Annotated in this window: 14 protein-coding genes and 1 pseudogene; 5 read left to right on the forward strand and 10 right to left on the reverse strand. The window is 35.1% G+C overall.

The features are described 5' to 3' along the window. Window positions 1-2 precede the first annotated feature (2 nt). Window positions 3-320 carry an ArsR/SmtB family transcription factor gene (locus tag CN946_RS05955; RefSeq protein WP_098860331.1) on the reverse strand — a complete coding sequence of 106 codons (318 nt, stop codon included), beginning with the start codon at window positions 318-320 and terminating at the stop codon, window positions 3-5. Window positions 321-542: 222 nt separating this feature from the next. Beyond that, window positions 543-1,379 carry an alpha/beta fold hydrolase gene (locus CN946_RS05960; protein WP_098860303.1) on the reverse strand — a complete coding sequence of 279 codons (837 nt, stop codon included), beginning with the start codon at window positions 1,377-1,379 and terminating at the stop codon, window positions 543-545. Window positions 1,380-1,658: 279 nt separating this feature from the next. Here CN946_RS05960 and CN946_RS05965 point away from each other — a divergent pair, with 279 nt between their 5' ends. Both CN946_RS05965 and ycaC read left to right on the forward strand, forming a co-directional pair. Further along, window positions 1,659-2,216, forward strand: coding sequence for an NADPH-dependent FMN reductase (locus CN946_RS05965; protein ID WP_098860304.1), 558 nt, complete (start codon window positions 1,659-1,661; stop codon window positions 2,214-2,216). 137 nt (window positions 2,217-2,353) lie between these two features. Next, window positions 2,354-2,998 (forward strand): isochorismate family cysteine hydrolase YcaC, encoded by a 645-nt coding sequence (gene ycaC / locus CN946_RS05970; protein WP_098860305.1) that lies wholly within the window; start codon window positions 2,354-2,356, stop codon window positions 2,996-2,998. A gap of 203 nt (window positions 2,999-3,201) precedes the next feature. Here ycaC and CN946_RS05975 read toward each other — a convergent pair whose 3' ends face one another. From CN946_RS05975 to CN946_RS06000, 6 genes are all read right to left on the reverse strand, one after another. Continuing rightward, entirely contained in the window at window positions 3,202-3,909 is a 708-nt protein-coding gene (locus CN946_RS05975; RefSeq protein WP_098860306.1) for a response regulator, read from the reverse strand. Continuing rightward, complete coding sequence (gene dcuS / locus CN946_RS05980; RefSeq protein WP_098860307.1) at window positions 3,906-5,507, reverse strand: DcuS/MalK family sensor histidine kinase; 1,602 nt, start codon at window positions 5,505-5,507, stop codon at window positions 3,906-3,908. Before dcuS ends, CN946_RS05975 begins: the two co-directional genes overlap by 4 nt. Window positions 5,508-5,704: 197 nt before the next feature. After that, a complete protein-coding gene (locus tag CN946_RS05985) occupies window positions 5,705-7,414 on the reverse strand; it encodes an NAD-dependent malic enzyme (protein WP_098860308.1) in 1,710 nt (569 codons plus the stop codon). 222 nt (window positions 7,415-7,636) lie between these two features. Next, window positions 7,637-8,605: a 2-keto-3-deoxygluconate permease gene (locus CN946_RS05990; protein ID WP_098860309.1), complete on the reverse strand. Its 969-nt coding sequence runs from the start codon at window positions 8,603-8,605 to the stop codon at window positions 7,637-7,639. A 1,059-nt stretch (window positions 8,606-9,664) separates the two neighbouring features. Next, window positions 9,665-9,868 carry a dockerin type I domain-containing protein gene (locus CN946_RS23960; RefSeq protein ID WP_098860310.1) on the reverse strand — a complete coding sequence of 68 codons (204 nt, stop codon included), beginning with the start codon at window positions 9,866-9,868 and terminating at the stop codon, window positions 9,665-9,667. 111 nt (window positions 9,869-9,979) lie between these two features. Beyond that, entirely contained in the window at window positions 9,980-10,186 is a 207-nt protein-coding gene (locus tag CN946_RS06000; protein WP_098860311.1) for a hypothetical protein, read from the reverse strand. 79 nt (window positions 10,187-10,265) lie between these two features. On the opposite strand from CN946_RS06000, the gene CN946_RS23320 reads away from it, so the two are divergent. Then, window positions 10,266-10,424 (forward strand): hypothetical protein, encoded by a 159-nt coding sequence (locus tag CN946_RS23320; RefSeq protein WP_176547222.1) that lies wholly within the window; start codon window positions 10,266-10,268, stop codon window positions 10,422-10,424. Here CN946_RS23320 and CN946_RS23720 read toward each other — a convergent pair. Then, window positions 10,421-10,689 (reverse strand): annotated as a pseudogene (locus tag CN946_RS23720) (hypothetical protein). The gene CN946_RS23320 and the pseudogene CN946_RS23720 overlap by 4 nt on opposite strands. Before the next feature lie 329 nt (window positions 10,690-11,018). Here CN946_RS23720 and CN946_RS06010 point away from each other — a divergent pair. Further along, a complete protein-coding gene (locus tag CN946_RS06010) occupies window positions 11,019-11,219 on the forward strand; it encodes a cold-shock protein (protein WP_098860312.1) in 201 nt (66 codons plus the stop codon). Between the two features lie 298 nt (window positions 11,220-11,517). Here the strand turns inward: CN946_RS06010 and CN946_RS06015 are convergent, their stop codons facing one another. Continuing rightward, window positions 11,518-11,730 (reverse strand): hypothetical protein, encoded by a 213-nt coding sequence (locus CN946_RS06015; protein ID WP_098860313.1) that lies wholly within the window; start codon window positions 11,728-11,730, stop codon window positions 11,518-11,520. A gap of 166 nt (window positions 11,731-11,896) precedes the next feature. On the opposite strand from CN946_RS06015, the gene CN946_RS06020 reads away from it, so the two are divergent. Beyond that, window positions 11,897-13,306, forward strand: coding sequence for a SpoVR family protein (locus CN946_RS06020; protein ID WP_098860314.1), 1,410 nt, complete (start codon window positions 11,897-11,899; stop codon window positions 13,304-13,306). Window positions 13,307-13,696: the final 390 nt, after the last annotated feature.

Genomic DNA, 13,696 nt, shown 5'->3' on the forward strand with positions numbered 1-13,696 from the left:
AATTAGCAACAACTACTGTTACGATTACCGTTATCTGATTTTCGAAAAATACAACAAAGTTCTTCTGATAGTATGCTGTTAACTTCTGTATCGTTCAATTCATAATAGCTCCATGTACCTTTCGTCTCTTTTACAATGAGCCCTGCGTCTAATAAAATTTTCAAATGATAAGAAAGCTTTGATTGTGTCATATCGAACTCTTCCGTTAAATCGCATACACATGTACTACCTCTTTGGCAAAGCTCATACATGATTTCTAGACGCTTCTGGTCAGCCAACGCTTTAAATTTCTGCTCATATTTGTGGAACTGTTGTGTCATCTCAGTCATATGCTTTCTCCTTCATCAATTTTTTTTGATGAACTTAGTATATGTTAGTGTACCAAATAAATGCAATATATTAATCAAAAAAATTTGATTAATACATTTAAGTATATCAACAAGACCTTCAGTACCAGGGCATTTGATTAATGTTGCAACTAAAAAACAAGCCCTTAATAATCGAGGACCTGCTTCTTTTCGTTTATATAAAATCTATTTTAATTAGTCTTTTAAAAATGTTAGTAACGCTTCATTAAATTCTTTTGGATGAGTTGCGTTTAACCCATGCGGACCACCCTTAATTAGAGCGAGCTTACTACCAGGAATGGCTTCATATGTACGTTTTCCACTTAACTCAAAAGGTACAGTTGCATCAGAGTCACCGTGAATAATAAGAGTAGGTATATTGAACTTTTCCAAGTCCTTTCTAAAATCTGTTTTACTAAAGGCCGTTATACAATCTAGCGTTCCCTTAGGTGAGGCACTAGCTGCAATATCTCGATTATATAAACGGAATGGCTCACTAACTAAATCTGTTTGATTACCCGCCGCGAAAAATCCCTTCGTAAATTTGTCAAGAAATGCAATGCGGTCATTAATCACGCCACTTTTGAATTCTTCAATTGTTGCATCATCTAATGCACCATCAGGATGATACTCTGATTTGTATAAATAAGGAGGAACTGCACCAGCAAAAACAGCCTTTTCGATACGATCTGTTCCATACGTACTAATGTATCGAGCTACCTCGCCTCCACCCATAGAAAAACCAACAAGTGTGACATTTTGAAGATCTAAATGTTCTAACAGTTTATGTAAATCAGAAGCAAATGTATCATATTCATATCCTTCCCACGGCTGAGATGATTTTCCAAAGCCTCGACGATCATATGTTATGACTCTGTAACCTGCTTCAATAAGAGCTGGCACCTGATATTCCCAAGAGCGTCCACTTAAGGGCCAACCATGTATTAAGACGACAGGTTTCCCTGAACCATGGTCCTCATAATAAAGTTCAATTGGAGCATGATTTTCATTACCTACAGTAAATTTTGCCATCTAAATTTCCTCCCATGAATTTTCATTATTAAACCTGTATTCTTACTTCTCTGATCAAAAAAACTCTTTACTCTAAAACATTTAAACTATTTTTTGCAAAAAGTTTATAGGATTATTATATTACCTTCTATTAAAATTGTAAAATTATTCCAAAAATTTCAAATCAATTAATAGATTAGATTACAATTTAAATAGTCTGAAGATTAGGTATAAAGTCACTTATTACATTTTGGTATATTATGGTAATATTAGGGTGATTTTGACAAAAGGAGGATATATATGGCTAAAACAATAGGTCTTATTTGTGGTAGTTTACGAAAAAACTCTTATAATCGAATCATTGCTCAATCATTAACAGAGATGGCTGATTCCCATCAATTTCGTTGGATCGAGATTAATGAGCTACCTTTATTCAATGAAGACTTAGAAACAAGTGTTCCGGAAACAGTGACATCATTTAAATCTGCTATACAGGACGTTGATGGTATCATCATTGTAAGTCCAGAGTACAATTCTGGAATTCCAGGCGTATTAAAGAATGCATTGGACTGGGCATCAAGACCTCGGGAATCCGCTGTTCTTAGTAGAAAACCGGTTGGTTTAATTGGTGCAACTCCTGGGGGATTAGGTACTGTTTATGCTCAAATACAAATTAGAGAAATACTAGAAGCAATGCAAGCTCATGTTCTTCCATTTCAAAAAATGCTGATTTCCCAAGTACATGAAAAAATTGATTCCGATCATAAAGTACTTACTGACGAACGAACAAAACGATATCTTCATCGTTATTTACAACAATTTATAAATTGGATAGATAAAGCTCCTGTTTTAAATTAATAGAAGGACCAAGTATTTTAAAAATCAGTCTAACTTTTTTCTGATTTTTGAGAAACTGATTGTAACAAACGAAGAAATTTGATAATATTCCATCTTTATATTTTCATCGATTACTTAATTTTTAGGAGGAATACATAATGTCTGATCTCTATTCTCGTATTAATAAAGATGATGCTGTCGTTCTTTTAGTGGATCATCAAACTGGTCTCATGGCAGGTCTAGTGCGTGACTATGGTGTTGATGAATTCAAGAACAATGTTTTGGCTCTTGCTCACACTGCTAAGTTTTTTGATTTACCTGTTATTTTAACAACAAGCTTTGAAAACGGGCCTAATGGACCACTAATGCAAGAATTAGTTGATCTTTTTCCTAACGCGCCAAAAATAGCTCGCCCTGGACAAATTAATGCATGGGATAATGACGATTTTGTAAAAGCAATCGAAGAGACTGGAAAAAAACAACTTATTATCGCTGGCGTAGTTACGGATGTTTGCGTTGCTTTCCCAGCACTTTCCGCTATAAAAGCTGGTTATGAAGTATTTGCTGTTACTGATGCTTCAGGCACTTTTAGCAAACAAGTTGCAGATGCGGCCAATACGCGAATGGCACATAGTGGTGTGCAACTTTTGAACTGGTTCAGCGTAGCGTGCGAATTACAACGCGATTGGCGCAACGATGTCGAAGGTTTTGGTAATTTACTTGCTAGTAATCTTCCAGGTTATCAAAATATAATTGGAAGTTATATGGCTGCTCAGCGAAATCTGAGTAAACAAAACTTATGAATTTTAGCGCTGATATAATCAGCGCTTTTTTAATTAGAAGTAAAGCTCATCTGACCTTTACTTCGGTTAATCTGTAAGATGGTAGCGCAGGCATAAGCACCTACGCTACCATATTCTATTTAATATTTAATCTATTTTCTAATACTTAAGCAAACTAAATAAGCGAGAACCACCGGCTTCTACAAACTTTTGGAATAAACCTCTTACAGAAAGTTTTTTATTAAGTACTCGTTAATTTGGTTATATTCATGCTGGTAAACAGGTCTTCCGATGGTCCCATATATAACCTTGACATTAAGGATTCCTAAATCTTTCAAGAAGTTCAAATACTTTCTCGCTGAGACCCTTGAAATGCCAACAACATTTGCCACTTCTTCGGTGGAAAACGGCACCTCCTTCAATTCCTGAACTGCTTCCCATACTTGCTTTAAAGTATCCTTAGTCAACCCTTTTGGGAGCTCTTCAACTATTGCAGTTTCATCTCTGTGTAAAAGATAATTATCGAGCTCTTGTTGGCTGACTGCTTCCAGTTTATCAGTAAACCGGCTCTTTTGCTGATAGCTAACAAGAGCAGCATTGAACCTTTCAAATTCAAATGGCTTTATTAAATAATCGACAACACCGTACCTTAATGCCTTTTTGATTCGCTCTAGATCCGATGCTGCCGAAATAATGATTACATCGACTTCAAGTTCATTTTTCCGGAGGTACGTCAATAGCTCTAACCCCTGTTTACCCGGCATAAAAATATCCAGAAGTATAAGTTGTATATCTTCCTTTCCAAGTAAAAGGATAGCATCATCAACTGAATTAGCTACCGTAGTCAATCGGAAACCACCAATTTTAGAAAGGTATTGTTTATTGATTTCCGCCACCATAGGGTCATCTTCAACAATCATTACATTGATCATGCCTTTTCATCCTCTGCTTTATAAGGTATATACACCGCAAAATTCGTTCCCTTTCCCGGCTTAGAAGAAATGATTAGGTCCCCTTCTAGTCTTTCAATCCCCTGAGCTAAAAGATATAGTCCGACCCCGCGGTTATCTCCTTTCGTGGAGAAGCCTTTATCGAATATTTTATTTTGTATTGCGTTCGTCATTCCCATACCTGTATCCTTAACCTCGATTGTTAAAATATCCTCTGCGTAATCAAGCTTTAAGTCAACTTTTTTGACAGGACTGTTTGCTATCGCTTCCATTGCATTATCAACGAGATTTCCAATAATCGTTATGAGTTCTTGGGTGATTCCTGGGTTCACAGACTGGGGAATTTTATTGGAGCAATCAAATGATAGTGTTGCACCTGATTCTCTTGCAAAGCTTAGCTTGCCAATCAAAAATCCTGCTAGAACCGGATCCTGGACATTCTTGGTTACAAAACCCATTTCCATTTCCCGGTGGTTAACCGTTTCACTCACATAGTTCGCAAGTGTATCGTATTGTTCTGTACGGACAAGGCCAAGAATAACATGCATCTTATTCATGAATTCATGGGCATGGGCACGGAGGGCATCCGCATAATTGCGCACACCTGTGAGCTGTTCGGCCAATAACTGAACTTCCGTTTTATCACGGAATGTAGCGATTGCTCCAACCGGTTGATTATCCACCACTACCGGCACCCTGTTTACCAAAATAGTAACCCCATGCAAATCCTGCTCCTGATCAACCTCAGTTTCTCCAGACTGCAAAATACGGGTTAAGCGGGTCTCAGGTAAATAATCTTCTATTTTAAGTCCTTTTGGATTCCCTTCTAGGCCAGCTTTTTTAAAAAGCTTTTGGGCAGCCCTATTTACAAGGGTAATTTTTCCTTCTTGGTCAATGGCTATAATTCCCTCACGCACCGACTGGAGCATGGAACTCCGCTCTTCAAGCAGTTTAGCAATAGCGAACGGCTCGAGGCCCAATAGGATTTTTTTGATAAACTTGGCCAAGACCACCGCACCGGTTACCCCGATTAATATTCCGATTATTGTCCCAATTATCATCCCCATCCGACCTTTATGTACAGCATTCGTTACGTTTTCCAAAGAAATCCCTACCGCAACAGCGCCGACTTGTTTTCCTTTTGAATTCTTTATTGGTGTAAATGCCCGCATGGAAGGGCCGAGAAACCCCTTTGAGATAGATATATACTCTTTCCCTCGAAGGACTGGTCCTTCATCTCCTCCCCTGAATCTCTTTCCAACTTCACTGGGATCTGGATGGGAAAGCCGGATTCCTTTCATATCCATGATGACAATAAAGTTAACATACGTTAAATCTTTTATTTGATTAGCTAAAACTTCTATTTCTGTCGAATTTGTTTTCCCCTCAAGAGACCCAATCACTTGCGGGTTAAGAGAAACTATCTTTGCAATATTGAGTACCTTTTCTTTCTGTGTCTCTTCCACACTGGAGGTAATTCTCTTACTGATTAGCAAATCGGTTATACCTAGTGACAAAGCGACAACAAGGCATACAAAAATAATGATGATGGCTTGTAAACTAAATCTGCCCTTTTTCATAATCTCCTCCAAGTTATCTGCTTAATTATAGTATGAATTAGGTTTATCCATTACATACTAAGAGACCGCAATGCTCTCTAGAAGAGCTTTGCAGTCTCTATATTTAATCAACTTATTAGTAAATTTTCATCCGCCACGATTTGCGTTAAGCAAGGTACGGTAAAGAAGTAAAGATGGAGTCAACGTAAAACTGACTTCTATACTTCTATAGCGACACTCTTAATTTCTTTATACTCAGCTTTCCACATTGCATCTTCAATCGCATTTTCAACATCTTTAATCTCTGCTCTTGCAATTCCTTCGTGTTTAGCAGCATAGGCTACTTCAATGGCTACGTATTTTGAGACTACATGTAGCTTTTCAATAGATGGCAGCAGGGATGCTCCAGGTTTACTGGTGTCAGCCATACTTGCAACTGCAAAAGCAGAAGCTGCAAACATTCCTTTTGAGATCACTTCAGCTTTTGCAACAATCGCCCCCAAACCTAGACCTGGGAATACAAATGCGTTATTTGACTGTCCAATTTCATAGGAAACACCTTTGTATTCTACATTGGCAAACGGGCTGCCGGTTGCAATTAGAGCCTTGCCATCGGTCCACTTTATCAGGTTTTCCGGCAATGCTTCAGTCAATGCAGTCGGGTTGGACATAGGCAAGATGATAGGTCGTTCAACGTACTTGGCCATTTCATTAATAATTTCTTCAGTGAACGCACCGGCTTGTCCAGAAGTACCAATCAAGATTGTTGGCTTCACCCTTTTAACTACTTCCATTAATGAAATGATCCCTTTCTCATTCTTATCCCAGTCCTTAACTTCATCCACCTTTCTTGCATAAGGCTTCTGGAAGTGCAAAACATCTGGTGTTTCATCTGTTAGTAGACCTCGATAGTCTACAGCCCAGAAACGATCAAAGGCTTCTTCTCTAGTCGATCCTTCTAGAACCATGGCATCTGCCATTTGGTCTGCGTTACCGATGCCGGCAGCCCCTGGTCCAAAGACAACAATGCGCTGGTCCTTCATGGATTCTCCAGTTACTTTCAAAGCAGACATAATAGCAGCAAGAGTAACAGCACCTGTCCCCTGGATGTCATCATTGAAGGTAAGGATTTTGTCACCATATTTATCCAAGATTTTTCGCGCATTAACGTTGCCAAGGTCCTCCCAGTGAATCAGAACCTCTGGAAAGAACTTTCTTGCAGTTTGAACGAATAACTCAATGAATTGATCATAACGATCACCTCGGACACGAGCAAATTTGTTGCCGATATACATAGGATCTGCAATCAAAGCCTCATTGTTCGTGCCAACATCCAACACGATTGGTAGAACACGGTTTGGATCAATACCAGCTGCAGCCGTGTACACGGCAAGTTTACCAATCGCAATATTAATACCGCCTATCCCTTGGTCCCCAATACCAAGAATGCTTTCAGAGTCGGTCACTACAATTAAATCAATACCATTACTGGGTTTTCCAAGATTATTAAATGCCTTTTCAATACCCTCAGGATTATCAATGGAAAGATATAAGCCATCTGAGCGACGGTATCTATGGGAGTATGTTTGGATTGCATCGCCGACAGTCGGAGTGTAGATGATTGGGAGCATTTCTGCCAGGTGTTCTTTCAAAAGACGGTAAAACAAGACAACATTACGGTTATATAAATCATAAAGCAGCCCATTTTTGAATAGATTGGTCGTCCGCATCGAATATTGTTCATAGACCCTATTAACTTGTTCATCAAGGGTTATTACTTGTGGCGGTAACAGACCTTCAAGTCCAAGGTCTTCCCTTTCCTCTTTCGTAAAAGCTGTTCCTTTATTCAAAAAAGGATTGGAGAGAACTTCTTTTCCTTTTATTGTAGTTATAATAACATTCTCAGGTACACTCTCAAGTAGATTCATGGTGTTTCCTTCCTTCTATCTTAAATTAGCTATTTTAGACAATACCGAAACCATGTTAATAAAATTTTCCTTATCCTACTATTTTTTTAACTAAAAACCCTTTTTTGTAACTAAAAAAAGCAGAAAGTGAAACCGCTGACTGCTTTTTCTTTGTTTCTTTTTCAAATTGGCTTCAAAGCTTCTGAAGCATGATGGCCATTACAGAAAATTTTCACTTTATTGTCATGATGCCCTTGCAATTGATTTATTAGCTTTTTTCTTTTCGGACATTTTAAATACATAATTAACAATAATAGGACAGACTATTGCAGATATTACACATGCTGCTGCAACTTGCGCAGTAGCTCCTGGTGCTATTGCAGCTAAAGTTGGATCTGCTGCAGCAACAACAGCTGGTGTAGCTACAGCATTCCCTGCAGTTGACCCAGTTGCTAAACCAACGATAGGATTTTCTTTAAATAACTTTAATAGTACATAAGCTCCAACTCCAGTAAATGCAGCTATTAATCCTAGTAATATACCAGGACCTCCTGCTTTTATAATAGTTGAAAGATTCATTCCAGCACCTAATGGGAATGAGAAGAATGGGATTAATAATAATTTACTGCTTCCAAGGAACTTTCTCATATCAGAATCAATATTTCCTAAAATCATTCCTATTACTATTGGAATTAATACTCCTATAAGTGTTTGAAAAGGAATTGAGGCAAGACCAGATGCACCTAATGCAACTAATGTGAAAAATGGACCATCTTTTAAAGAAAATAAAGCATATGCGCCTACATCAGTTTCGTCACCATATGATGAAGCAAGAGATGCATATAATCCACCATTTGCATTTAATAACGCTGCTAGGATAGCTAATGGTGATAACCCTAATATCCCGGCTGGCCCAAAAAGCATTGCTACAGTTAAACCGATACCTGCACCCACTATAAATTTTCCTGTTAATAATATTGCACCTTTTTTTAATGCCTTTGGTGCTAATTTGAAATTAATTTGTGAACCAATTAAAAACATAAAACATGCCAAAATAGTAGATGATGCCTCTTTACTAAATAATGCCGTTGTAAAACTTCCTATTTGTAAAAATTGCGGGAAAAAAGTATTCGTTAATACTCCTAAAAAAAGTGGAACAACCATCAGACCACCTGGAATTTTATCAAGCGTTTTCTTAATTGGAATTTGCATTTTTAACCCTCCTAAAATAGTTTTATAATCTCGAATGAATCCATTATTTTACCAATTGTTCATATAATTGTAGAAAGCGGTTCCATTTTTCTTGCATGATGTTCTATGTTTTAATCCCTATGTTTTGATACCTGTCTATCATATTCGGATGAAAACTGTTTTCATAGTTTATGAAAGTTTAGTAATCCTTTTTGTAAATAAAAAAAGTAAGCAGTTTCAATAACTGCTTACAAAAAGTTTTTTAATAGGTGTTCATTGGACCACATGAATGATTCCCCACACTTGGTATATATTCCCATTCAAATGAAGAATGCAGAAAAAACGGATAATCGATTTGATAAAAATTTTTTTAAAATGTATAAATGTGAAGTTTCAATGTATACTATTCACTACACAAAATGGAAATAATTGAAAACAAAAAAGGCCCAAACCCTTGATACACTTAGGTTTGAGCCTTCTCATCTTTATGTTCCCAACTGGACTTGAACCAGCGACCCCTACCCTGTCAATTACAGAGTGTGAGGATTATTCAGTTTTAATGTATATTTTAGGTCAATTAAGTCTAATAAATCAATGGGGCGATGAAATTTTATTCATTGTTATTCTTATATTTCTATTGTTTCTAATAAGTCTGTGCAATTTATGTGCAATACAAATGGTCGATGATGAGGTAGGGTGTTATTTTTTTTCCCATTTTCGATCCTATGTGAATTGTTATTGAGTTTAAAATTCTTCTCAAATAATGAAGCTTTTCATGTCCGATTTTTACAAAAAGTTGTCCGACCTAAAACATTGAACTCTAAATATCACTAACGACTAAATTTAGTTTTTGAAGATGAAATATTATTTTTTTACATATAATTAATATATGAAATATTAATATATAACTTCGTATTGCTGACAATTCTATTACGATTTGGTCTTTTAATTGGACTATTAATTACTCTTCTAATAGAAAGTATCATTTAATAGAAAATATTCTCCAACTTACTTTTCCCGCTTTACATACGCATACTATTCTAATCCTAACTGAGTCAAAATACTTTCCAGTGCCCCCCTTTATATGATGACTTTGCTTTTGGTGCATTTGGAACTGAACTGTTTCTCAATCAAGTTTTTCACAACATAATTCATATCTTTTGCATCAACTATCTTATCAAAGTTAAAATCTGCTGATGCTTTATTTGTACTCAAGTACGTCAGAACTTGAAGCGCGTCTAACACATCGATAACATTATCTTTATTCGCGTCTCCAGCAGTCAATATTGGTGTTAAATAACGGACCGTTCTACCTACAGTTTCACCTCGAACTTGATCAGAGATAACTAGTTGAACATTTTTCGTAAAATGGCCAGGTGCATCAAATGTTAATGTTTAAGGTTTACTCTCAGCTTTAAAACCATCCACTCCAATTCCACCATTTGGCGATGTTACAGGAACATTAATCAATTTCCCTTCATTCGAAGTTAATGTAATTTTGGCACCTATAGCTGTTTGATCAATTTTATAATTCATTTGGTTTGTAGCAGGATTGAGCGTACCTTCTAAGCGGATTGAACCATTAAGAGAAGATGTCTTCATCTTAAGAGTTGGTACTTCAAAATAATTTTAAGCATTTTTTGTTTCAATATTGAATTGATCAATTGTAGTTGCATTTATATTGCCACCAAGTGGATACTATGTATCAGCGATTCTTGCTTTATTTCTCTCGTTTAGATCGATTATGTCTTATGCATCTGCAAAGGCAAATGATTCAATAAAACGAGAAACAAAAATCAGTGTTATTACACCAAAGGTATTTGTTCATGTAATAAATTAAACAAAACAATAGCTTGTATAGATACAAGCTATTGTTTTGTTTTTCAAAAAAAGAAGGATCCTACAGTTAGAACAAAACCTCCCCATAAAAATACCAGCGATAAGATGGTGTCGATGACTTATAAAAACTGAAATGCATAATCCTAATACTAAGGCATTAAAGTTACATACTTTTTATTAATTTTTAGTAGTTGAGATAACACCATTACTAGTGGAACTGCAATTATAGCGCCCCAAAAATTAGTTTGAATAGTAGGAAAATCCATTCTGACAACACCTTTTTATCTTATTATCTACCCTACGATCAAGATAATATTCAATAGAAAAAAATAGTTGTAAAAGGATAGATAATGATATTGGGATAATAAATGGTCATAAATAAACAATCAAAATGAAATTACCATTTTCGTTTAAAGTAAAGATCTTGTTCAACTATCGTATGCAATAGTCCAATAAAAATCCTTAAGATAGAAAGAAACCTATTTTGAATAAATACAGATATTTTATATTTATTTAAGTAATTTGATTATCTTAACATTTATTGTTAATATTGAAATATAACAATGTGTGTAAATCGCACTAGGAGGTAACAAAAATGGAACATGGTAAAGTAAAATGGTTTAATGCAGAAAAAGGATTTGGATTCATCGAGCGTGAAAATGGTGATGATGTATTCGTTCACTTCTCAGCAATTCAAATTGACGGATTCAAATCATTAGATGAAGGTCAAGCAGTTACATTTGAAGTAGGACAAGGACAACGCGGACCACAAGCGACTAATGTTAAAAAAGCATAGTTAACTCAAAGAAGTCGGATTCTATTAAGTAGAGTCTGACTTTTTTTATAAATTATAATATAAAAAACCCTTATTCATAAATAGAATAAGGGTAAAATATAACGTGGATCTTGGTAAAGAAAATGGTTTAAATTATTATATCCCAAATAAAATGGATAAACAAATATCATCGAATAACTGAAGTCGACTAAGATCGACATTTTAAAAAGGACTTTACTTTTATAAAAAAAATAGGTCCGTTTTTTTGAATTATTTGTATCTATATATTCGATTTGTTCAACGTCGAAAAGCATCCAATTTAATTGGATGCATATTTAAGTATTCCACTTAAAAAGAGTGAATCTTCAAGCTGCGTGCACTCTTTTAGTTTGATTAATCCATCTAGTTCTAGTTCCTTTGCTAGTTTTTCAATCATATTTGTATCATTTTCCAAGGGATTTTTAATGTTGATTAAAAAGAAATTTCCTCTTGTTGCAAGTCGAAGGCTCTTTAATAGATTCTCTTTATTCATTTTCCAAACTCCCTTCTAAATTAGATTAATTCGACACAATAGAGGTTTTCTCCTGTAAATTAAATTAAATTACAAATTTTTTGTAGGAGTTATTAATTTAACCTCCATAGTATATAACGTCAAAAATTCTCATACATTGTCAATACACATAGTAGGGGGAATAATAATGAACTCAAATAATTTTCGTGAATTAGAGTATGCAATAGACGAAATTACTGAAATTGCCAAAGGATTTGGACTTGATTATTTTCCAATGAGGTATGAAATATGCCCATCCGATATTATTTACACGTTTGGTGCGTACGGAATGCCAACTAGATATTCTCATTGGAGCTTTGGAAAAAAATTCTATAAAATGAAGTTACAATATGATCTAGGATTAAGTAAGATTTATGAATTAGTGATTAATTCTAATCCATGTTATGCATTTTTACTTGATACCAATAGCCTCATTCAAAATAAATTGATCGTTGCCCATGTACTCGCTCATAGTGATTTCTTTAAAAATAATTTGCGATTTAGTAATACAAAACGAGATATGGTCGAAAGCATGTCTGCAACTGCTGAAAGGATTAATCAATATGAACAAAAATATGGAAAAAAGCTAGTAGAAGAATTTTTGAATGCGGTTATAGCTATTCAAGAACATATTGACCCTTCAATTGTAAGAAATAAATTATCGTGGCAATTAGAAGATGATATGATCCCCCCCGTTTCTCGAGTAGGACCATATGATGACTTATGGAATTTAGATAATAAAAAAGAAAACATTGCTCCTGTAAAACCTCGAAAAAAGAAATTCCCACCACAACCTGAAAAGGATCTTTTACTATTTATTCAACATTTTAGTCGCGAATTAGAAGAGTGGCAACGAGACATTTTAACAATGTTACGAGAGGAAATGCTTTATTTTTGGCCACAGCTCGAAACAAAAATTATGAATGAGGGATGGGCTAGTCTTTGGCATCAACGTATTTTGAGAGAGTTAGATTTAACATCAGGTGAATCAATTGAATTTGCAAAACTGAATGCAAGTGTACTACAGCCCTCGAAGACAAGTATAAACCCTTACTATTTTGGACTAAAAATGTTTGAGGATATTGAAGAAAGATATAACAATCCATCTGAAGAAATGAAACAATATGGGGTGAAAGTTGGTTCTGGAACTGAAAAAATTTTTGAAGTACGTGAGCTTGAATCAGATACTAGTTTTATTAGAAACTATTTATCAAAAGAATTTGTTATGAACAAAGACTTGTACTTGTTTAATAAACAGGGAAAAGAATATAGGATTAATGATAAAAGTTGGGTGAATGTACGTGATCAATTGGTAAATATGCGTACGAATGGAGGATACCCCTATATTACTGTAAATGATGGAGACTATCAAAAGAATGGTGAATTGTATTTAAATCATTCATTTGAAGAAATTGAATTAGATCTTAAATATCTTGAAAAAGTTTTACCATATATATACCAATTATGGGGAAGAACGACTCATATTGAGACAAGAATGGATGGAAAAGCTGTAATATTTAGTTATGACGGCAATAATGTAAATCGTAAAAATTTGTAAATGCATGTTTAGACGTTTATTTTATTTTAGCTGTTTTCGTAAACCTTGTTGGTTTAAAAAGAGATATGTTGATTACCGTTATCCATGGTAACACGACCAAACAGTACTCTTTACATTTTGAGCTAAATCTATATAATATCAGAAGTGAAATTCAGGACTTTTAATTCAACTGATAAACTGATGGCAGAATTAGGTGAAATTCAACGGTTTTCTAATAATAAACAACTTAATGTATATGTGGGGATTTCATGGCTCGTCTCCTATTTTAATACATCATTATTAAGTAAAATTTTACCAGAATCAATGAATCCCTTGTTCAACGAATCTGCATTTAACTCAATAAAAAAGCGACTTTTCAGCCGATCATGCTATACAACTAATGCATGCTTT

This window comes from Bacillus sp. AFS053548 (genome assembly GCF_002575105.1).
Classification (GTDB): Bacteria; Bacillota; Bacilli; order Bacillales; family Bacillaceae_G; genus Gottfriedia.